Origin of the sequence: Streptomyces sp. NPDC000594, assembly GCF_040299965.1 — a bacterium.
Taxonomy (GTDB): domain Bacteria; phylum Actinomycetota; class Actinomycetes; order Streptomycetales; family Streptomycetaceae; genus Streptomyces.
In genome coordinates, this window is record NZ_JBEPCY010000046.1 from 8,261 (window position 1) to 32,164 (window position 23,904).

Sequence of the window (23,904 nt, forward strand, 5' to 3'; positions counted from 1 at the left end):
CAAACGCACATCCTTCGGTACTGAGCTGCTGAGCTGCTGAGCCGCAGAGCTGCTGAGGGGCGGCGGGGGCTGGGCGGGGCCGGCGGGCCCTCCGGGAGCCTCCGTGGGTTTCCCGGAGGTGCCTCCCGGAGGTGCCGCTACGAGGTGCCGAGAGCGCGGCCGAGGGCGTCGGCGACGATCCGGGCGTGCGCGGGCCGGCAGATGTCGTGGTGCGTGCTGGGCACGTCCGTGACCCGTATGTCGCCGCCGGTGTGGTGCGGCCCCCACTGGTCCATGTAGGGCGCCTCGGGATTGAGCGTCGCGTTGAAGAAGACGATGTCGCCGTCGTAGACCGGCTGGTCGAACTTCTTCAGCATGTCGACGTTGTTGACCACGATCGCGGAGGCGACTTCGAGAAGTCGCTCCTCCTCGGTGTCGGTGAGGTCACCGGCGTGGTCCTTGAGCAGTGCCCGCACATTCGCGAGCTCCAGATCGGCGTTGTCGGCGAAGTGGCCGCTGGGCGCGGAGTCGAGCAGAGCCAGCAGCGCCACTTCGTGTCCCCGGCGCTGGAGTTCCGCCGCCATCGCGTGGGCGACCGCTCCGCCGAAGGACCAGCCAATCAGATGGTAGGGGCCTTCGGTCTGATAAGAGAATATCTGCTCCAGATACTCATCCACCAGAGTTTCCAGCTTTTCCGGCAATGGAATTTCTCCATTGAGTCCGCACGCCTGAATTCCATAGGCGGGGTGTGCGTCCGGGAGCAGCGCACTGAAGTTGAGGTACGGCCAGGCAAGGCCGCCGGCCAGGTGGATGAACCACAGGGGGGCGCGGTCACCGGTGGTCTTGATGGGCAGGATGCGGGCGAACGGGTCGGTGCTCTCGCTGTTTTCGCCGTCGCGTGCCCGGTCGACCTGGCTGGCCAGCTCCGCAGCGGTGGGCGCCAGGAACAGCGCCCGCAGCGGCAGTGCCACCTCGAAGCGGGTGCGGATACGCCTGTTCAGCCTGGTGGCGAGCAGGGAATGACCGCCCAGGGTGAAGAAGTTGTCGTCGATGCCGATCTTTTCCCGGTCGAGGATCTCACCGAAGAGGTCGCAGAGGATCGCTTCGGTTTCCGTCCGGGGCGGTCGGTATTCTTTTCCGCTGAATTCCGGTGCGGGCAATGCCTTTCGATCGAGTTTTCCGTTCGGGGTGAGTGGGAGACGTTCGAGGAGCATGAAGGCGGCCGGGACCATGAAGGCGGGCAGCTTCTCGGTGGCGTGGTCGCGCAGCTGGTCGACGGTGAGAGCGGAGCCGGGGGGACCGCCGGGAGGACCGTCGGAGGGGCCTTCGGCGGGTACGACATAGGCGACCAGCTGTTTCCCGGTGCCCCCTCCCCCGTCGAGGGCGACGACGGCGGCCTGGGCGACCCCTGGTCGGGCGACCAGGGCGGCCTCGACCTCCCCGGGTTCGATCCGGAAGCCCCGGATCTTGACCTGGGAGTCGCCGCGTCCCACGTATTCGAGTTGTCCTTCCTGGTTCCAGCGGGCCAGGTCCCCGGTCCGGTACATCCGTTCCCCCGCGGTGCCGAAGGGTCCGGCGACAAAGCGTTCCGCGGTCAGATCGGGCCGGCCCCGGTAGCCGCGGCCGACGTCGCCCGCGATGTACAGCTCGCCGACGACGCCGACGGGTACGGGCCGGAGCCCGGGGCCGAGGACATAGGCACTGACATGGCCGAGCGGGGAGCCGATCGGAGCGCTGCCGGAGCCTTCCCAGTGATCGGTGTCGGGGAGGGTGAAGGTGGTGGCGTAGAAGGACTCGCTCTGCCCGTACGCGTTGACCACCCGTACCCCCGGGAAGGTGTCCCGGATCTGCCGGACGAGTCCGGCGGGCAGGGCCTCGCCCGCGAAGACGAGGGTGTCGACGGAGGTGTTCCCGGCGAGCTGGTCGAGGATCTCGGCGAAGACGGAGGGGACGGTGGAGACGACCTGGCCGTCCCAGTCCTCCCGTTCGGTCAGGGCGAGGACATCGCGGACGATCTCGACGCTGCCCCCGGTGCAGAGGGTGGTGAAGATCTCGAACGCGGAGACATCGAAGTTGACCGAGGTCCCGGCGAGGGTGCGCCGTCCGGGGGCGGCGCCGATACGGGTGGCGAGCCGCAGGACGCCGTTGACCACATTGCTGTGGGTGATGGCGACGCCCTTGGGGGTGCCGGTGGAGCCGGAGGTGTACATCACATAGGCGAGGTGCTGGGGCCGCAGGGTCGCGGTGCGGACGCCGTCGTCCACTCCGGGCGCCGGTTCGGCCGCCGCGTCGAGGGTCTCCAGGGTGTCGAGGAGCAGCTGGGGGGTGTCGGTTTCGTCAGGCGGCAGGATCGAGCGGGTGGCGCTGTCGGTGAGGATCAGCTGGGGCCTGGCCTCGCCGAGGATGTGCGCCAGCCGGTGGCTCGGGTACTTGGGGTCGATGGGCAGATAGGCGCCGCCCGCCTTGAGCACCGCGAGCAGTCCGGCGACCAGGTCCTCGGTACGGGGCAGCGCGACCGCCACCACCGTCTCGGGGCGGACGCCCCGCGCGGTGAGTTCATGGGCGATCCGGTTGGCCCGGATGTCGAGTTCGCGGTAGGTGAGGGGCCGGCCGTCGCAGCGGACCGCTTCGGCGTAGGGGGTGGCCGCCACCTGCTGGGCGAAGAGCTGGGGAACGGTGACCAGCGGGGTGGGGTCGTCGGTGTGGTTGAACTGATGGAGCAGCCTTTCCCGCTCGTCGGGGTGGAGGACCTCCACCTGTCCGATGAGGCGTCCGGGGTCCGCGGCGAGTTCGCCGAGGATCCGCAGCAGGCTGTCGGCGCAGGACTCCACGGTGGCCCGGTCGAAGACGCTCTCCTTGTACTGGAGCGCGAGTCTCAGATAGGGGTCGGCGTCGGCCATCAGGGTCAGTGGGTAGTGGGTGCCGGAGAAGGGGCGGATGCCGGTGAAGGCGATCCCGCCGTTGCTGTTGGCGTCGGCGAGTCCCGCCTGGTCGACGGGGTACGACTCGAAGACGACCAGGGTGTCGAAGAGGGTGCCGAGTCCGGTGGCGCGGTGGATCTCGCTGAGTCCGTGGTGGTGGTGGTCGAGGAGGGCGGCCTGCCGGCTCTGGAGCCGTTGGAGCATGCCGCCGAGGCTGTCGCCGGGTCCGAAGGCGACCCGTACGGGCAGGGTGTTGATGAAGAGCCCGACCATCGAGTCGACATCGGTGACGGTCGGCGGCCGGCCGGAGACGGTGGCGCCGAAGACGACGTCCTGGCGGCCGGTCAGCTCGCCGAGGAGGATCGCCCAGGCGCCCTGGAGGAGGGTGTTGACGGTGATCCCGAGTTCGGAGGCGCGGCGGTTGAGCTGCCGTGCCTCGTCGGCGGGGAGGACCACATCGACCTGTCCGGCGGCGGAGTCGTCGACTCCGTCGACCGGTCCGGTGGCGCCGGGGGCGATCAGGGTGGGCTCGTCCACCCCGTCGAGTTCGGCGCTCCAGACCCGGTCGGACTCGGCCGGGTCCTGCCGGTCGAGCCAGACCATGAAGTCGCGGTAGCCGCGGATCCGGGGCAGCTCGGAGGCGTCGCCATGGGATCCGTACAGCCGCAGGATGTCCTGCATCAGGATCGGGAACGACCAGCCGTCGAAGAGGACGTGGTGCGCGGTGAGCACCAGTTCATGGCGGTCGGGTCCGAGGGTGAGCAGGGCGAGCCGCAGCAGTGGGGGCGTCGCGGGGTCGAAGTGGTCGTGGTGGTCGTCGGCGAGGAAGGTCTCGAACGCCGCTTCCCTCTCGTTCTCGGGGAGCGGGGTCAGGTCGATCTCGCGCCAGGGCACTTCGACGCCGTCCACCACGATCTGGACCTGTTCGCCGCGTGAGTCGGCGACGAACGCGGTGCGCAGATTCGCGTACCGGTCGAGCAGGGCCTGTCCGGCGGCCCGCATGCGCTGTGGGTCGACGGTGCCGGAGATATGGAACGCGATCTGCATCTGGTAGGCGTCGATGGCCTCGTCGTCGTGGAGCATCGACTGGAAGAGCAGTCCGGACTGGAGCGGGGTGAGCGGCCAGACGTCGGAGAGTCCGGGGTAGGCGCGCTCCCACTTCTCGATGTCGTCCTGTCCCGCTTGGACCAGGGGCAGGTCGGAGGGGGTGTATCCGCCGGCCCCTGGGGTGGCGGCATGGCGGGCGACGGCTTCCAGTGCCTGGCACCAGAGTCCGGTCAGCTCCTCGGCCTCGGCGCGGGTGAGCACGCCGGGCGGGAAGGCGACGACGGCGTCGAGCTGGGCGCCGAGTTCGGTGTCGATGACGGCCGAGTTGATCTCGATGGTGGACATGGCGGGCATATCGGCGTCGAGGTCGGCGGCGAGATCGAAGCCGGGGATCTGGGTCCAGCCGAGTCCGCGCAGGTGTTCGGGCATATCGGCGGCGGAGAAGCGGCCGAGGTAGTTGAAGCCGATCTGTCCGGTCGGGTACGGCGCCAGCTCGGCGGCGGTCTCCTCGTTGAGATAGCGCAGCAGGCCGTAGCCGATGCCCTTGTCGGGGATGGCGAGAAGCTGTTCCTTGACCGCCTTGACGGCCTGTCCGGCGGCGGGCCCGGCGGCGAACGCCTCGTCGAGGTCGACGCCGTCGAGTCCGAGCCGTACCGGGAAGAGGCTGGTGAACCAGCCCATGGTGGTGGAGAGGTCGGCGCCGGGCACGATGTCCTGCTCCCGGCCGTGGCCCTCCAGCTTGATCAGTACGGAGTCGTCCTCGGCGGTGCCCTTCTCGCGCCGCCAGCGGGCGACGGCGAGGGCGAGCGCGGCGAGCAGTCCGTCGTTGACCCCGCCGTGGAAGGCGCGGGGGACGGCGGTGAGGAGCTGTTCGGTCGCGGCGACCGGGAGCCGGAGGGTGAACTGTTCCAGGGAGGCGCGGGTGTCGACGGCCGGGTCCAGCGGGCGGGAGCCCAGCAGGGGGTCGGGTCCGGTGACGGTGGAGCGCCACAGTTCCAGTTCGGCGCGGCGTGCGGGGCTGGCGGCCTCCTCGATGAGGGCGTGGGTCCAGCGGCGGACGGAGGTGCCGCTGACGGTCAGCTCGGGGGTCCTTCCCTCGCGTACCTGCTCCCAGGCGGCGGCGAGGTCGGGGAGCAGGATCCGCCAGGAGACCCCGTCGACGGCGATGTGGTGGAGGGCGACGAGGAGCCGGCCGGGGACGGGGTCCCCGTCGGGTCCGGTCGCCCCGGCGGGGTCGAACCAGACGAACTGGGCCATCGTTCCGGCGGCGGTGTCGAGCCGTCCGGTCGCGGCGTTGAGTTCGGCCGAGGCCCGCTCCCGCCAGTTCTCGTCCCAGACGCCGTCGCAGCCGACCCGGTGGATCAGCGGCCCGGCGCCGACGGTCCCGGGCGGGGCGACGACCAGGCTTCCGAAGCCTGTGGTTCCGGTGCCCTCGGTGCCTTCGGTGCCTTGGGTGCCTTCGATGTCGAGCCGGGAGCGCAGGATGTCATGCCGGTCGATGACGGCGGTGAGGGTGGCGGTGAGCCCTTCGGCGTCGATGCCGGTGGGCAGTTCCACCCCGATGGACATGGAGAACCGGTCGTAGCCGCCGCCGAGTTCGCGCATGTACGCGGCGATGGGGAGCAGCGGGAAGGTCCCGGTGCCGCCGCCCTCGTACTCCTCCAGGACCACGGCGGTGCCGGTGGTCTGGGCGACCAGGGCCAGCTCCGCGACGGTGCGGCATTCGAAGATCTGCCGGGGGCTGACCTCGACGCCCTGGGCGCGGGCCCGGGTGACGACCTGGATGGAGCGGATGCTGTCGCCGCCGACGGCGAAGAAGTCGTCGTCCACGCCGACCCGCTCCAGGCCGAGGACATCGGCGTAGACGGCGGCGAGGGTCTTCTCCTCGTCGGTGACGGGGGCGCGGTAGGCGCCGCCGGTGAACTCGGGCTCGGGCAGGGCGGCCCGGTCGAGCTTGCCGTTGGGGAGCAGCGGCAGCCGGTCCAGGACCACGAAGGCGGAGGGGACCATGAAGTCGGGCAGCCGCTGGGAGACGAAGACCCGCAGATCGCGCGAGGAGACCCCGGCGGTCAGGTCGTAGTCGTTCTCGCCCATGTTCTCGGCGCCGTCGCCGGGGCCATGGCCCTCGGCGCCGACGGGGACGACATAGCCGACGAGCTGCTGGGCGCCGCTGGGTGCGGGCCGGGCGACGACGACGGCGCGGGCGACTCCGGGGTGGGCGGTGAGGGCGGCCTCGACCTCGCCGGGCTCGATCCGGAAGCCCCGGACCTTGACCTGGGCGTCGTCGCGGCCGACGTATTCGAGGGAGCCGTCGCCGTTCCAGCGGGCCAGGTCGCCGGTGCGGTACATCCGGGCGCCGGGCTCGCCGTAGGGGTCGGGCAGGAAGCGTTCGGCGGTGAGGTCGGGGCGTCCCCGGTAGCCCCGGCCGACGTTGCCGGCGACATACAGCTCGCCGACGACTCCGACGGGGACGGGCTGGAGGGCCGCGTTGAGGACATAGGTCCGCATATTGCCGAGCGGGGCGCCGATGGCGGCGCTGCCCGATGCGGAGTCCCCGCCGGTGTCCCCTCCGCTGTCTCCTCCGCTGGTCCCTCCGGTGGTGTGGGTGGTGGCGTAGAAGGACTCCGTCTGGCCGTAGGCGTTGACGACCTTGACGCCGGGGATCAGCTCGCGCATCCGGGTGACGAGGTCGGCGGGGAGGGCCTCCCCGGCGAAGACGACCGTGTCGACGGCGAGGCCGTCAGCCGCCTGGTCGAGGAGTTCGGTGAAGGCGGAGGGGACGGTGGAGACGATCTGGCCGTCCCAGCCGCCGCGTTCGGCGACGACCAGCACATCGCGGACGATCTCGATGGTGCCGCCGGCGCAGAGGTTGGTGAAGATCTCGAACGCCGACACATCGAAGTTGATCGAGGTGCTGGCCAGGGCGGTGCGGCCGGGTCCGGCGTCGATGACGGAGGCCAGCCGGGTGATGCCGTTGACCACATTGGCGTGGGTGATGGTGACGCCCTTGGGGTTTCCGGTGGAGCCCGAGGTGTACATCACATAGGCGGCGGCGTCGGGGCGGACCACCGGAAGCGCGGCCTCGCTGTCCTCGACATCGGTGACGTAGAGGGTCGGCAGACCGGTCTCCGGCAGTACGGAGACGGTGTCCGCGTCGGTGAGGACCAGCTGGGGCGCGGCCTCGGCGAGGATGTACTCCAGCCGGTGGCTCGGGTACTTCGGGTCGATCGGCAGATACGCGCCGCCCGCCTTGAGCACTCCGAACATCGCGGCCACCAGGTCGGCGGTTCTCGGCAGCGACAGCGCCACCACCGATTCGGTGCCGATCCCCCGCTCCACCAGGGCACGGGCGATACGGTCCGCCCGCGCGTTCAGGTCCGCATACGACAGCGTCCCGTGCTCCGATACCAGCGCCACGGTGTCCGGGGCGTCCTGGGCCCACCGTTCGAACAGAGCCGGGATCGTCGCATCGGGTGTCGCCTCCTCGGTGTCGTTGAGTCCGCGCAGTACCAGTTCGCGTTCGGCCGTGTCCAGGGCGTCCACCCGGTCGATCCGGACGGACGGGTCGGCGACCAGCTGGGCGAGGACCCTGAGGAACCGGTCGGCGAGGGTCTCCACGGTCGTACGGTCGAACAGGTCGGTGGCGTACTCGATCAGGCCCTGCGCCTCACGGCCGGTGGCCTCGGTGACCTCGGTCAGGTTGAAGAAGAGGTCGAACTTGGCGGTGCCGGTGACGACGGGGACGAAGTCGACCCCGAGTCCGGGCAGTGCCAGGTCGGCCTGGGTGAAGTTCTGCCAGGCGAACATCACCTGGAAGAGCGGGTGGTACGCGGTGGAGCGGTCCGGGTTGAGCAGTTCCACCAGGCGCTCGAAGGGCGCGTCCTGGTTGCCGTAGGCGGCGAGCGCCTTCTCCTTCACCTGGGCGATCAGCTCGTCGAAGGTGGGGTTGTCGCCGAGTTCGGCGCGGAGCACCCAGGTGTTGACGAAGAAGCCGATCAGGTCGTCGAGGGCGTCGTCGGTACGGCCGGCGATCGGGGAGCCGATCGGGATGTCGTCCCCGGCGCCGAGGTGGCGGAGCAGTACCGCCACGACCGACTGCATCACCATCGACACGGTGACATCGCGCTCACGGGCGAGGCGTTCCACGGCGGCCAGCAGCTCGGGGCCGACGGTGAACTCGATCATGTCGCCGTGGTGGCTCGCCTTGGGCGGCCGGGGCCGGTCGGTGGGCAGCCGCAGCGGCTGCGGTATCCCGGCCAGCTCCTCGCGCCAGTAGTCGGACTGCTCGGTGAGGACGCTCTCGGGGTCGTTCTCGTCGCCCAGCAGCTCGCGCTGCCAGACGGAGTAGTCGGCGTACTGCACCGGCAGTTCGGTGAAGTCGGGCGCGCGGCCCTCGCGGCGGGCGGTGTAGGCGGTGGAGACCTCGCGGATCAGCGGGGCCATCGACTCGCCGTCGCCCGCGATGTGGTGGATGACCAGGGAGAGGATGTGGTCGCCGGGTCCCTGCCGCAGGATCCGGGCGCGGACGGGGATCTCGGTGGCCAGGTCGAAGGCGTACTCGGCGGTCTCGGCCATGGCGGCCTCGGCGGTGTCGGCCGTGATCTCCACGACCGGTACCTCCAGCCGGGCCCGCTCGGGTGCCACCACCACCTGGTGGGGGACCCCGTCGGCGTCGGAGCCGTACAGCGTCCGCAGGCTCTCGTGCCGGTCCACCAGGTCCTGGAGGGCGGCGCCGAGGGCGTCCGCGTCCAGTTCTCCGGTGAGCCGCAGATTGAGCGGGATGTTGTAGGTGGCGGAGGGGCCGTCGAAGCGGTGGATGAACCACAGCCGGCGCTGGGCGAAGGAGAGCGGCAGCGGGTCGGGCCGCTCGGCGAGCCGGGTCAGCGCGGGACGGACCCGTACCCCGGCGGAGAGATGGGTGGTCAGTTCGGCGACGGTCGGGGAGCCGAAGACCACCCGGATGGGGATCTCGGCGCCGAGGACGGTACGGATCCGGCTGATCAGCCGGGTCGCGAGCAGCGAGTGCCCGCCCAGGGTGAAGAAGTTGTCGTCGATGCCGACCCGCTCCACGCCCAGGACCTCGGCGAAGAGGCCCGCGAGGGTCTCCTCGGCCTGGGTGCGGGGGGCGCGGTACTCGGTGGTGGTGAACTCGGGCTCGGGCAGGGCCGCCCGGTCGAGCTTGCCGTTGGGCAGCAGCGGCAGCCGGTCGAGGACCATCAGGACGGTGGGGACCATGAAGTCGGGCAGCCGGTCGGCGGCGGCGTCCCGCAGCGCCTCGGCGCCGATGGGGCCCGCGTCGTCGGTGAGGACGACATAGCCGACGAGCTGCTTGGCCCCGGCGAGCCCCTCGCGGGCGACGACGGCCGCCTGGGAGACGGCGGGGTGGGCGGTGAGGGCCGCCTCGACCTCGCCGGGCTCGATCCGGAAGCCCCGGATCTTGACCTGGGAGTCGCCACGTCCGGCGTACTCCAGCTGTCCGTCCTCGTTCCAGCGGGCGAGGTCGCCGGTGCGGTACATCCGGGAGCCGGGCTCGCCGTACGGGTCCGGGACGAAGCGTTCGGCGGTGAGGTCGGGGCGTCCCCGGTAGCCCCGGCCGACCTTGCCGCCGATGTACAGCTCGCCCACGACGCCCGCCGGGACCGGCTGGAGACCGGGGCCGAGGACATAGGCCCGCATATTGCCGAGCGGGGCGCCGATGGGGGCGCTGCCCCCGAAGGCCTCGGTGCGGCCGTCGACGGTGAAGGCGGTGGCGTAGAAGGACTCCGTCTGGCCGTAGGCGTTGACGACCTTGACACCGGGGATGACGGTACGGGCGCGCTCGGCGAGCCCGGTGGGCAGCGCCTCACCCGCGAGGACCACGGTGTCGGCGGAGATCCGTCCGCCGATCTGGTCGAGGAGTTCGGCGAAGGCGGAGGGGACGGTGGAGACGATCTGCCCGTCCCAGCCACCCCGCTCACCGAGGACCAGCACATCGCGGACGACCTCGATGGTGCCGCCGGCGCAGAGGTTGGTGAAGATCTCGAACGCGGAGACATCGAAGTTGATCGAGGTGCTGGCCAGCGCCTTGCGACCGGGTCCGGAGCCGATGACCGGGGCCAGCCGGGTGATCCCGTTCACGATGTTCGCGTGGGTGATCGTCACACCCTTCGGCTGACCCGTCGACCCCGATGTGTACATCACATACGCGGCCGACTCCGGGTGTACGGACGGCAGGACCGCGTCGCTGTCCTCGATGTCCGTCACGAAGAGGGTCGCCAGGCCGGTCGCCGGCAGGACCGCGACCGTGTCGGCGTCGGTCAGGACCAGCTGCGGCATGGCCTCGTTGAGGATGTACTCCAACCGGTGGCTCGGGTACTTCGGGTCGATCGGCAGATACGCACCACCGGCCTTCAGCACACCCAACATCGCGGCGACCAGGTCGGCGGACCTCGGCAGCGACAGCGCCACCACCGACTCCGCCCGCACCCCCCGCTCCACCAGCGCACGGGCGATACGGTCCGCCCGCGCGTCCAGCTCCCCGTACGAGAACGACTCCTCCCCGCACACCACCGCCACCGCATCCGGCGCCCGCTCCACCCACCCCGCGAACAGCTCCGGAACCGACGCACCCGCCGTCTCCGCCGCCGTGCCGCCCAGCTGCTCCAGCAGATGCGCGCGCTCGGTGGACTCCAGCAGGTCGATCCGGCCGACGGGCAGCTCCGGGTCGGCGGCGAGCTGCCGCAGGATCCGGGCCAGCCGGGCGGCCATGACCTCGACGCTCTCCTGGTCCAGTACATGGGTCTGGTACTGGAGGGTGAGCCGCAGATGCGGATCGGCGTCGGCCATCACGGTCAGCGGGTAGTGCGTCCCGGTGGAGGGCCGGATGCCGGTGAAGGCGATCCCGGCGGCCGAGTTGGCGTCGGTGAGGCCGTCCCGGTCGACCGGGTAGGACTCGAAGACCACCAGCGAGTCGAAGAGCGTCTTCAACCCGGTGGCCTGGTGGATCTCGGTGAGCCCGTAGTGGTGGTGGTCGAGGAGGGCGGCCTGCCGGCGCTGGAGCCCGGTCAGCACCTGGGCGAGGGTGTCCCCCGGCCCGTACTCGACCCGTACCGGCAGGGTGTTGATGAACATGCCCACAATGGAGTCAACATCGGGAACAGTCGGCGGCCGGCCGGAGACGGTGGCGCCGAAGATCACGTCCTGGCGGCCGGTGAGCGCCCCGAGCAGGATCGCCCAGGCGCCCTGGACCAGGGTGTTGACGGTGATCCCGAGGCCGGAGGCGCGGCGGTTCAGCTCGCGGACCTCGTCCAGCGGCAGCGGCACGGGCACATGGCCGATGCCGGAGCTGCCGGACTCGGAGATCGCCCCCGGCACCAGCAGGGTCGGCTCGTCCGCCCCGGCCAGCTCGGTGGCCCAGGCGCGGGCCGAGGCGTCGTGGTCCTGCCGGTCCAGCCAGACCAGGAAGTCCTTGAAGCCACGGACCCGGGGCAGTGCGGCGGTGTCGCCCTCGGCCCCGTACAGCCGCAGCAGATCCTGCATCAGGACCGGCAGGGACCAGCCGTCGAAGAGGACATGGTTGGCCGTGAGCACCAGCTCGGAGTGGCTCTCCCCGGTCTTCACCCAGGTCATGCGGAGCATGGGCGGGGTCAGCGGGTCGAAGCTGCGGCGGTGGTCCTCGGCGAGGAAGGCGGTGAGGGCGGCCTCGCGCTCGTCGTCGGCGAGCGTGCTGAGGTCGACCTCGGCCCAGGGCACCTCGACCCCGTCGATGACCAGCTGGACCTGTTCGCCCCGGGAGTCATGGACGAAGGCGGTCCGCAGATTGGCGTGCCGGTCGAGCAGGGCCTGTCCGGCGGCGCGCAGCCGGGCCGGGTCGGCGGCTCCCTCGATGTGGAACGCCATCTGCATCTGATAGGCGTCCCAGGAGTCGTCGTTGAGCATGGTGTGGAAGAGCAGCCCGGACTGGAGCGCGGTGAGCGGCCAGACATCGGAGAGACCGGGGTAGTCGCGCTCCCAGCGCTCGATGTCGTCCTGGCCGGCCTGGACCAGCGGCAGGTCGGAGGGGGTGAGCCCGCCCGCGCCCGGGTCGGCGGCGTGGACGGTGACGGCCTCCAGGGCCTGGAACCACAGGGCGGTCAGCTCCTCGACCTCGGTGGGGTCGAAGAGTCCGGCGGGGTAGCCGACGGTGACATCGAGACGGGGCCCCTGGTCGGTGTCGATGACCATGGAGTTGATCTCCAGCGAGGACATGGCGGGCATGTCCTCGTCCAGCGGGGCGGCCATCTCGCAGATCTGGGTCCAGCCGAGTCCGCGCAGATGCTCGGGCATATCGGCGGCGGAGAACCGGCCGAGGTAGTTGAAGCCGATCTGGCCGGCGGACAGGGGTGCCAGCTCGGCGGCGGTCTCCTCGTTGAGATAGCGGAGCAGGCCGTAGCCGAGTCCCTTGTCGGGGATGGCGAGCAGCTGTTCCTTGACCGCCTTGACGGCCCGCCCGGCGGCGGGTCCGGCGGCGAACGCCTCGTCGAGGTCGCGGCCCTCGGTGGTGAGCCGTACGGGGAACATGCTGGTGAACCAGCCGACCGTACGGGAGAGATCGGCACCGGGGACGGCGTCCTGCTCGCGACCGTGACCCTCCAGCTTGATCAGCACGGAGTCCTCGGCGATGCCCCGGGCACGGCGCCAGCGGGCGACGGCGAGGGAGAGCGCGGCGAGCAGACCGTCGTTGACCCCGCCGTGGAAGGCGGCGGGCACGGTCGTCAGCAGGGCGTCGGTGACGGATGCGGGGAGCTGGACGTGGTGGTACGCGAGTGCGGTACGGGTGTCGACGGCCGGGTCGAGCGGTCGGGAGCCGAGCAGCGGGTCGGGGCCGTCGAGGACGGTGCGCCACAGCTCCAGTTCGGCCCGGCGCGCGGGGCTCGCGGCCTCCTCGATGAGGGCGTGGGTCCAGCGGCGGACGGAGGTGCCGACCTCGGGGAGGTCGGGCCGCTCGCCGTCGCGGACGCTCGCCCAGGCGGCGGCGAGGTCGGGCAGCAGGATCCGCCAGGAGACCCCGTCGACGGCGATGTGGTGGAGGACGATCAGCAGCCGGCCGGGGACGGTGTCGCCGTCGGGTCCGGTGGGGTCGAACCAGACGAACTGGGCGACGGCGCCGTCGGCGGTGTCGAGCCGTCCGGTGGCGGCGTCGAGTTCGGCCTCGGCGAGCGCCTGCCACTCCTGGTCCCAGGAGCCGTCGACGGGGACCCGGTGGAGCAGGACGGAGGTGTCGACGGAGCCGGGCGGGGCGACGACCATGCGGTCGCCCTGGCTGCCGCCCTCGGTGCCGTGCGCGGTGCCCGCCGGGATCAGCCGGGAGCGCAGGATGTCATGCCGGTCGATCACGGCGGCGAGGGTGGCGGTGAGCCCGTCGCGGTCGATGCCCGTGGGCAGTTCCGCGACCAGCGACATGGAGAACCGGTCGTACCCGCCGCCGAGTTCGCGCATGTACGCGGCGATGGGGAGCAGCGGGAAGGTCCCGGTGCCGCCGCCCTCGTACTCCTCCAGGACCACGGCGGTGCCGGTGACCCCGGCGACCAGGGCCAGTTCGGCGACGGTGCGGCATTCGAAGATCTGCCGGGGGCTGACCTCGACACCCTGGGCGCGGGCCCGGGAGACGACCTGGATGGAGCGGATGCTGTCGCCGCCGACGGCGAAGAAGTCGTCGTCCACGCCGACCCGCTCCAGGCCGAGGACCTCGGCGTAGACGGCGGCGAGGACCTTCTCGGTCTCGGCGGTGGGGGCGCGGTACTCGCTGCCGCCGCCGAAGTCGGGCTCGGGCAGCGCCTTGCGGTCGAGCTTGCCGTTGGGCAGCAGCGGCAGCTTGTCCAGGACCACGAAGGCGGAGGGGACCATGAAGTCGGGCAGCCGCTGGGAGACGAAGGCCCGCAGATCGGTGGCCTCGATCCCGGAGCGGAAGTCATGGCTGTCCTGCCCGCTGGTGAAGGCGGGGACGACATAGGCGACGAGCTGCTGGGCGCCGCTGGGCGCGGTGCGGGCGAGGACGGCGGTCTGGCCGACGCCCGGGTGGGCGGCGACGGCGCTCTCGACCTCGCCGGGCTCGATGCGGAAGCCCCGGATCTTGACCTGGGTGTCCCCTCGTCCGGCGTACTCCAGCTGTCCGTCGCCGTTCCAGCGGGCGAGGTCGCCGGTGCGGTACATCCGGCCGCCGGGGTCGCCGAGGAAGTCGGGCAGGAAGCGTTCGGCGGTGAGGTCGGGGCGTCCCCGGTAGCCGCGGGCGATGTTCCCGGCGATGTACAGCTCGCCGACGACACCGATGGGTACGGGCCGCAGCCCGGGGCCGAGGACATGGGCCCGCATATTGCCGAGGGGGGTGCCGATGGGGGCGTTGCCGGTGCCCTGCCACTCCTCCGGGACGGTGAAGGTGGTGGCGTAGAAGGACTCGGTCTGGCCGTAGGCGTTGACGACCTTGACACCCGGGATGGCGGTACGGACGCGGTCGACCAGGGCGGCGGGGAGGGCTTCCCCGGCGAGGACGACGGTGTCGATGGCGACATTCCCGGCGATCTGGTCGAGGAGTTCGGCGAAGGCGGAGGGGACGGTGGAGACGATCTGCCCGTCCCAGCCACCCCGCTCACCGAGGACCAGCACATCGCGGACGACCTCGATCGTCCCGCCGGCGCAGAGGTTGGTGAAGATCTCGAACGCGGAGACATCGAAGTTGATCGAGGTGCTGGCCAGCGCCTTGCGACCGGGACCGGAGCCGATGACCGGGGCCAGCCGGGTGATCCCGTTCACGATGTTGGCGTGGGTGATCGTCACACCCTTGGGCTGACCCGTCGACCCCGATGTGTACATCACATACGCGGCCGAGTCGGAGCGCACCACCGGAAGAGCGGCGTCGCTGTCCTCGATGTCGGTGACGAAGAGGGTCGCCAGGCCGGTCGCCGGCAGGACCGCGACCGTGTCGGCGTCGGTCAGGACCAGCTGTGGCATGGCCTCGTTGAGGATGTACTCCAGCCGGTGGCTCGGGTACTTCGGGTCGATCGGCAGATACGCGCCACCCGCCTTCAACACCCCCAGCATCGCGGCGACCAGGTCGGCGGACCTCGGCAGTGACAGCGCCACCACCGACTCGGCCCGCACCCCCCGCTCCACCAGCGCGCGGGCGATACGGTCCGCCCGCGCGTCCAGCTCCGCGTACGAGAACGACTCCTCCCCGCACACCACCGCCACCGCATCCGGCGACTGAGCGACCCACCCCGCGAACAGCTCCGGCACGGACACACCCGCCGTCTCCGCCGCCGTGTCGTTCAGGGAGCGCAGCCGGTCGTGCTCGGCCGGGGTGAGGGCGTCCAGCGCCGCGACCGGGCGGGCCGGGTCGGCGACCAGCTGCTCCAGGACCCGGACGAAGCGGTCGCCGATGGCCAGCGCGGTCTCCCGCTCGAAGAGATCGGTGGCGTACTCGATCCGCCCGGTCGCACCGCGCTCGCCGGGCTCGCCGTGGCCGGGGGCCACATTGAACTCCAGGTCGAACTTGGCGGTCCGGGTGCCGATCTGCTCGAAGTCCAGCCGGGCGGTGAGGCCCGGCAGGTCCAGCTCCGGGCGGGTGATGTTCTGCCAGGCGAACAGCACCTGGAAGAGCGGGTTGTACGCGGTGGAGCGGTCCGGGCTGAGCTGCTCCACCAGCATGTCGAAGGGCGCGTCCTGGTGGTCGTAGGCGGCCAGCGCCTTGTCCCGGACCTGGTCGAGCAGATCGTCGAAGCTGGGTCCCCCCTCCAGCCGGACCCGCAGCACCCAGGTGTTGACGAAGAAGCCGATCAGCTCGTCGAGGTCCTCGTCGGTGCGGCCCGCGATCGGGGAGCCGATCGGGATGTCCTCGCCGCCGCCGAGGTGGTGCAGCAGCACCGCGAGGACGGACTGCATCACCATCGAGACGGTCAGCCCGCGCTGCTGGGCCAGCCGCTCCACGGCGGTCAGCGTCTGCGGGGCGATGGAGAACTCCACGAAGTCGCCCCGGTGGCTGGCGACCTTGGGCCGGGGCCGGTCGGTGGGCAGCCGCAGCGGCTGCGCCATCCCGGCCAGCTCCTCGCGCCAGTAGGCGAGCTGGCCGGCGAGGACGCTCTCCGGGTCCTTCTCGTCGCCCAGCAGCTCGCGCTGCCAGACCGCGTAGTCGGAGTACTGCACCGGCAGCTCCGGCAGGTCCGGGGCGGCGCCCCGGACCCGGGCGGTGTACGCGGCGGTCAGATCCCGCAGCAGCGGGACGGCCGACTCGCCGTCGGCGGCGATGTGGTGGAAGAGGAGGACGAGGACATGCTCCTCGGGGGCGGTGCGCAGCAGCCGCGCCCGGATGGGGATCTCCGCGTACAGATCGAAGGCGTACGCGGTGGCCTCCTCCACGGCGGCGTCCAGCTGCTCCGGGGCGATCTCCACGACCGGGACCTGCGGGACGGCCTCACCGGCGGAGAGGATCCGCTGGTACGGGATGCCCTCCTGCTCGGCGACGACGGTCCGCAGCACCTCGTGGCGGGCGACCACATCGGCGACGGCCGCGGCGAGCGCCGCCGTATCCAGGGGGCCGCTCAGGTGGAGGGCGAGAGGGACGTTGTAGGTGGCCGACGGGCCTTCGAAACGGTCGAGGAACCACAGCCGGCGCTGGGCGTAGGACAAGGGGATCACTGGGACTGCTCCTTGGTCATCTTGCGCAGACGGGGCCGGCTCTTGGTGGTTCCCGTGGCCTGGACCTGACCCGAAAGCTCCGCGATGGTCGAGTACTCGAAGAGGGTGCGGATCGAGGTGTCGATCCCGAGATTGCGGCGCATGCGGCCGATCAGCCGGGTCGCCTTGAGGGAGTTGCCGCCGAGGGCGAAGAAGTCGTCGTCGATACCGACCTGCTCCACGCCCAGGATCTCGGCGAAGAGGGCGCAGAGCGCCTCTTCCTGGGGGGTGCGCCCGGGACGGTGGCCGTCCCCGGTGCCCTCCGGGCCGCCGTCGCCGGTGCCCGGCTCGGGCAGGGCGTCCCGGTCGACGGTGCCGTCCGGGGCCAGCGGCAGTGCGCCGAGGGAGACAAAGGCGGCGGGCACCATGTGGTCCGGCAGCCGGGCGGCGGTGAAGTCGCGCAGCTCCTCGGCGGGGACGGCGGTCCCCAGGGGGTTCGGCGGGACGACATAGCCGGTGAGGACCGAGCCGCCGTCCCCGGTGCCGGGGCGGGCGACGACGGCCGCCTGGCCGACGCCGGGGTGGGCGGCGAGGACCGCCTCGACATCCCCGGTCCAGAAGCGGTGGCCGCGGACCTTGGCCCGGGGGCCGCCGGGTCCCGCGTACTCCAGGGTGCCGTCGGCCGTGCGGCGGGCGAACTCTCCGGTGCGGTACATCCGGGAGCCGGGCTCGCCGTACGGGTCGGGCAGGAAGCGGGTGGCGGTCAGGGCGGGGTCGGCGGCGAAGCCGCGCGGCAGCTCTCCGGCGAGGTACAGCTCACCGGTGACCCCGTCGGGGACGGGCGCCAGGGTGGGGGCGAGGAGATAGGTCCGCACTCCCCCGCCCGGTGTGCCGAGCGGCAGCCCGCCGGCGGTGCCGTCCGAGCCGGTGTCCGGGTTGGCGGCGAGGGTGAGCGCGCCCACCGTGCCGTCGGAGCCGTACGCCCCGACCACCCGGACCCCGGGGACGGTCTCCCGGATCCGCCGGACCAGCGAGCCCAGCAGGACCGGCCCGGTGAGATGGACCGTCCGGGCGCGGACCGGGCCGGTGGGGCGGCCCAGTGCGGCGGCGAGGACGGGGGCGGTGGTGCTGATGGCCCAGCCGTCCCAGCCGTCCGGCCCGAACGGTGCCGCCGGGTCCGCCGCCAGCTCCGCCGTGGCTCCCGAGACCAGCGCGGCCAGCAGCTCCAGCGCCGTGTCGTCGGGGTGGGGGGAGGCCGCGAGCAGCGGGGTGCCGGAGGCGAGCCCGGTCCGCTCGGCGAGCCCGAGGGCGTCGGCCGCGAGGACCCGGTGGCCGACGGCGACCGCGCCCGGTGCGCCCTGGGGGCGGCGCAGGCAGGCCAGTTGTGCGGGCCGGGCGGCGGTGGCCGGGGCCGGCGCGGTGCCGGGGCGCAGCTGGTCCAGGAGGATCAGCGGGGTGCCCTCGACGGGCGGCCGGGCGCCCGCCCCGGAGGCGGTGACCAGGAGTTCGGCGGCGGTGGCCGGGGCCGAGCCGTCGCCCGCCGGGTCGAGGAGGACCCAGGCGGCTCCGGAGCGCGCGGTGCCGATCAGGGCGGTGGCCCAGTGGACCGAGCGGGGCAGGGCGATCCCGACGACATGCTCGGGGCCCATTCCGTAGGCGGTGAGTTCGGCGGCGAGGGCCGCTGCCGCCCGGTCGATCTGGCGGTAGGTGAGCGACTCGCCGCCGCTGGTGACCGCCGTCGCGTCCGGGGTGGCGGCGGCCTGCCGGGCGAAGTACTCGGCGATGGTGGCCGTGTCCGTACCCGTACCCGTACCCGTACTCGTGCCGGTGCCGGTCGCGGTCACCGTCGCACTCTCCTCGGCGGGTGGGGCCGCCGAGGCCGCGAGGATCCGTCCCCGCTCTCCGGGGAGGAGCGCGTCCACCGAGGCCACCTGGGTGGTGGCGGGGTCGGCGACCGCGTCGAGGACCGCGGTGAAGCGGGCGGCGATCTCCTCGGCGGCGGTACCGGCGAACAGGTGCCGGTAGTACTGGAGCACCATCCGGTCCGGCTCCACGATCAGCACCAGCGGATAGGTCGCGGCGCCCAGGGATTCGACCCCGGTGAGGGTGATGCCGCTCTCCGGGTCCGGTCCGTCCCCGCCGGGGAAGGACTGGAAGGCGATCATCGTGTCGAAGAGGGCGTCGACCCCGGCGGCCTGGTGGATGTCGCTCAGGCTGTGGTGGTGATGGTCGAGGAGGGCGGTCTGCCGCTCCTGGAGCCCGGTGAAGAGGGTGTCGAGCCGCTGGCCGGGGGCGCAGCCGACGCGTACCGGCAGGGTGTTGATGAAGAGTCCGACCATGGACTCGACCCCGGCGAGTGCTCCGGGCCGGCCGGAGACGGTGGCGCCGAAGACGACGTCGGTACGGCCGGTGAGCGTCCCGAGCAGGATCGCCCAGGAGCCCTGGACCAGGGTGTTGACGGTGACGCCGAGGGCGGCGGCGCGGGTGGCGAGCCGTTCCCGCCGGCTGTCGGTGAGGGTGAAGGAGAGTTCACCGACGGAGGGCACCGGGGCGCTGCGGGCGGCCCGGGCGGGGGTGAGGAGGGTCGGCCCGTCGAGTGCGGCCAGCTCCTGTCCCCAGACCTCGGCGGAGGCTGCCTTGTCCTGGCGGGCGAGCCAGCCGAGGAAGGCGCCGAAGTCGGGGCCGGTCCCAATGCCGGAGGCAGTCACGGTCCCGGAGCCGGGGGCGGATCCGCTCTCCCCCGCCGCGTACAGCCGCAGCAGCTCCTCGCCGATGATCCGCTCCGACCAGCCGTCGATGAGGGCGTGGTGGATGCCGACGACGAGGTCGGCGCGGTCGGGCCCGAGCCGGACCAGGGTGAGCCGCAGCAGCGGCGGGGCGCCGAGGTCGAAGCGGAGGCTGCGGTCCCAGGCGAGGAGCTGCTCGTACGCCTGCTGCCGTCCGTCGTCGGTGAGGTCGCCGAGGTCGGTCTCGGTCCAGGGGACCTCGACGCCGTCCACCACGATCTGGACGAGGTTGCCGCCGCTGTCGGAGACGAATCCGGCGCGCAGGGCCGCGTACCGGTCCACGAGCCGCTGTCCGGCGGCCCGCAGCCGGGGGCCGTCGACGGTGCCGGTCAGCCGGTAGACCGTCTGCATCTGGTACGGGTCCTGCCCGGTGTCGCCGAGGAGGGACTCGAAGACCATCCCGGACTGCATGGGGGTCAGCGGCCAGACCTCGCTGAGTCCGGAGTGGCGGGCCCGCAGCGCGGCGAGGTCCTCGGCGCCGACGACGGCCGGGGGGCCGTCCGCTCCGGGGGCGCCGTCGGTGACCGGCTCGGCCTCGGGGGCGACCGCGGCGACCGTGCGGTGCTGGAGGATCTGCCGGGGGGTGATGGCCAGTCCGAGGGCGCGGGCGCGGGGCACGGCCTGGATGGCGCGGATGCTGTCGCCGCCGAGGGCGATGAAGTCGTCGTCGGCGCCGACCCGGTCGATCCCGAGGACGGTGGCGAAGACGGTGGCGAGGATCTGCTCGGCGCCGGGGGCCGGGGCCCGGTAGTCGGCCGTGTCCGGGTCGGGCACGGGCAGCGACTTGCGGTCGACCTTGCCGTTGGGGGTGAGCGGCAGCCGCTCCAGCGGGACGACCGTGTCCGGGACCATGAAGGCCGGCAGCCGCTCGGCGGCGAGCGCCAGGAGCGCGTCGACCGGGACGGTGTGGTCCTCGTGGGGGACGGCGTAGGCGATGAGCCGGCTGCCGTGGGCGACGACGGCGCTCTGCCGGATCGCGGGGTGCGAGCGCAGTACGGCCTCGATCTCGCCGAGTTCGACGCGCAGCCCGTTCAGCTTCACCTGGAAGTCGGTGCGGCCGAGGAGTTCGATCAGCCCGTCGTGGCCGTAGCGGGCGAGGTCGCCGGTGCGGTAGACGCGGTCGGTGACCTCTCCGTGGGACCAGTCGAGGAACCGTTCGGCGGTGCGCTCGGGCTGGTCGAGATAGCCGCGGGCGAGTCCGGTCCCGGCGAGGAAGAGTTCGCCGGGGACCCCGGGCGGCACCGGCTGGAGGTGGTCGTCCAGGAGGTAGGTGCGCTGGTTGGCCATGGGGCGGCCGTAGGGGATGGACGCCCAGCCGGGGTCGGTCTCGGTGACCTCGAAGACGGTGGAGTGGATGGACGCCTCGGTGGCTCCGCCGAGGGCGATGAAGCGCAGCGCGGGGGCGATGGCGCGGATCCGGTCGGGGAGGGTGACGGGGATCCAGTCGCCGCCGAGGATGGCGACCTTGAGCGCGGGCAGATGGGTGACGCCGCTCTGCTCCAGGTGGTCGGTGAGGAGTTCCAGCAGTGCGGGGGCGGAGTTCCAGACGGTGATGGGGTGGGCGGCGACCAGTTCGGCCCAGTGGGCGGGCTCCTTGGCGCGTTCGGCGTCGGGGACGACGACGGTGCCGCCGGCGAGGGTGAGGCCGAGGAACTCGTACACCGACAGGTCGAAGCTGGGCGACGAGATGGAGAGGGCCGCGTCGCCGGGGCCGACCGCGTAGCTGGTGTTGAGGTCGTCCACGTTGTTGAGGACGCCCCGGTGGCGCAGGGCGATCGGCTTGGGCGCGCCGGTGGATCCGGAGGTGTGGATGATGTAGCAGAGGTCGTCCGGTCCGGAGATGCGGCCGAGGTCGCCGTCCGGGAGGGCGGCGAGGAGGTCGGCGTCGCGGTCGAGCAGGACGAGCGGCCGGTCGGTGCTGTCGGTGCTGTCGGTGCTCTCCCCTTCGGTGGCGGCGGCCGGGAGGCTCGCGGCGAGTGCGGTGGTGCTGACCACGACGGCGCTGGACGAGCCCTTGATCATGGTCTCGATGCGCTGGGCCGGGTAGTCGGGGTCGAGCGGCACATAGGCGCCGCCCGCCTTGAGGGTGCCGAGGACCGCGACCAGGAAGTGGGGGGAGCGGTCCAGGCAGAGGCCGACGCGGACATCGGTGTCGACACCGAGGGTGCGCAGATGGCGGGCGAGGCGGTTGGCCTCGGAGTTGACCCGCGCGAAGCTCCAGTGCTCGCCCCGGTGGACCAGGGCGGTGGCCTCGGGCCGCTCGGCGGCGCGCGCCTCGAAGACCTCGTGGAGGCAGAGCCCGTCGGCGAGCGGGGTGACGGTGGCGTTCCAGTCGACCAGCATCCGCTGGAGCTGCTCACCGGGGAGGAGTTCCAGCAGGGTGACGGGGGTGTCGGGGCGCCGGGCTGCGTCGGTGACCAGGGTGGTGTACGAGCCGAGGAGACCGCGGGCGGTCACGGCGTCGAACAGCTCCGGGTCGTAGTGGAGTTCCAGGGCGCCGTCGGGGGCGATGGCGAGCAGGATCTCGTACGGGCCGTCCGTGCCGTTCCCGTTCGCCGTCGCGCTCCCGGTGGTGCCGGCGGTGCCGGTCAGGCGGAGGGCGACGGGGGCGGTGGGCCCGTCGGCGGGGGTGAGGGCGTCGGCGAGGCCAGCGGAGGTGAGGCCTTCGGTGACGACGGCGCCCAGGGTCCGGGCGGTGGCCCCGTCCCCGGCTCCCCGTGTGCCCTGCGTGGCCTGCGCGGCCCGCGTCTCCTCCGTGTCCAGGGCGAAGGAGATGCGGTCCTGGCCGGACCAGCGGAAGAGCAGCGCGGCGAAGGCCGCGGTGAGCAGCGCCTCACGGGCGGGGGATCCGGCGGGCGACTCGAGGAGGGGGCCGAGTGCGGCCCGCTCCACGGCCGAGCACCTCGGCCGGGCACCCGGCCCGCGCGGTCGGTCGGCCGGAAGCACTACCGGCGGCCAGTCGCTTCGGTCGGCGTCCTGGAGGTGGTCGTGGGTCACTGTCCGGCTCCGATCGAGAGGGCGGTTGCGGTGGGGGCGGTGAGGGTGTCGAGGCCCGAGAAGGGCGTCGGCAGGGGCAGCGGGTGCCGGGCGCAGAGGCCCTCGACATCCGCGCGGATCTGGGCGACGAGCCTGGGGTCGATCCGGTACTCGGTGTCGCTCAGCGGGACGGTTCCCCGGACGACGGTGTGCAGCAGCCGGGCGCAGTGGGCCATCCGGTCGGGGCCCATCCCGCGCTGGGCGAGGATGTTGACCCCGAGCCGCAGTCCGCTGGTGACCAGCGGGGACTTGGTGTCCCCGGGGATGCGGTTGCGGTTGGCGAGGATGCCGCACTCCTCCAGGGCGCGCTCGGCGATGACTCCGGTCAGGCCCCGGTCGGCGATGTCCACCAGGACCATGTGGTTGTCGGTGCCGCCGGTGAGGATCCGGTAGCCGAGGACGGAGAGTTCGGCGGCGAGCGCTGAGGCGTCGGCGACGATCAGTGCGGCGGTGGCGCGGAAGCCGTCCTGCCCCGCGAGGGCGAAGGCACGGGCCTTGGCGGCGATGACCGCCGGGCTGGGGGTGCCCTGCGACTGCGGGAAGACCGCCCGCTGCATCAGCCGGTGCAGGGGGGTGCGGCCGTCGGGGCCCGGGGTGCGGTACTCGCCGCCGCTGAGGATCAGTCCGCCGCGCGGGCCGCCGAGCTGTTTGTACGTGGAGAGGGTGGTGAGGTGGGCGATGTCGACCGGGCTGGGGTGGACCCCGGCGGCGACCAGTCCGGCGATGTGCGAGATATCGGCGAGGAGATAGGCGCCGACCTCGTCCGCGATGGCGCGGAACCGGGCGAAGTCGATGGTACGGGGGTAGGCGCTCGCCCCGGCGATGATCAGTGCGGGCCGGTGGGTCCGGGCCAGCTCCTCGGCCTGCTCGTAGTCGATCCGGCCGGCCGCGTCGATGCCGTAGTGGACGGCGCGGTAGTGGCGTCCGGTGACCGAGGCGGGTGAGCCATGGGTGAGATGGCCGCCGGCGTCGAGGTGGAGGCCGAGGATGGTGCCGCCCGGGGGGACCAGTGCGGCGAGCACCGCGAGGTTGGCCGAGGAGCAGGAGTGCGGCTGCACATTGGCGTACTCGGCGCCGAACAGCTCCTTGGCCCGCTGGATCGCGAGGCGCTCGACGGCGTCGAAGCGGGCGGCGCCCGGGTGGTAGCGGGCGCCGGGGTATCCCTCGGCGGTGACATTGGAGAGCGCCGCCCCGCCGGCCGCGAGGACCGAGGGGTCGGCGATGGACGCCGAGGCGATCATCGCGAGGGTGGTGTCCTGGTGGCGCACCTCGTCGTCCAGAAGTGCCGCCAGCTCGGGGTCCTCCCGCTCCAGGGCCGCCATACCGATGCCCAGCCGTGCGGCCTGCTCGCCGCCCGCGTCGGAATCGGCGTTCGCGTGCGAGGTCGTCACCCACGCGGTGTGCCACTGACCGGCCATCTCCCCCACCTCTTTCTCATCTCGAAAGTCCGTCATCAGGAATTCATTAATCGGAACACCCAGTTCCGGGGCCTTTGAGGGCCGCTCCGA

General features: G+C 72.3%; 3 protein-coding genes. All 3 read right to left on the reverse strand.

The genetic code is table 11. From position 1 onward, the window contains the following. Positions 1-137: 137 nt before the first annotated feature. Complete coding sequence (locus ABT354_RS34995) at positions 138-16,595, reverse strand: non-ribosomal peptide synthetase (RefSeq protein ID WP_351501454.1); 16,458 nt, start codon at positions 16,593-16,595, stop codon at positions 138-140. Next, positions 16,592-22,252, reverse strand: coding sequence for a non-ribosomal peptide synthetase (locus ABT354_RS35000; protein WP_351501456.1), 5,661 nt, complete (start codon positions 22,250-22,252; stop codon positions 16,592-16,594). Before ABT354_RS35000 ends, ABT354_RS34995 begins: the two co-directional genes overlap by 4 nt. A 101-nt stretch (positions 22,253-22,353) precedes the next feature. After that, complete coding sequence (gene glyA / locus ABT354_RS35005; protein ID WP_351501499.1) at positions 22,354-23,718, reverse strand: serine hydroxymethyltransferase; 1,365 nt, start codon at positions 23,716-23,718, stop codon at positions 22,354-22,356. Between the last annotated feature and the right edge of the window lie 186 nt (positions 23,719-23,904).

Coding starts and splice junctions, on each gene's coding strand:
- glyA (WP_351501499.1), bottom strand. CDS start 23,718: ATGGCGGCCCTGGAGCGGGAGGACCCCGAGCTGGCGGCACTTCTGGAC.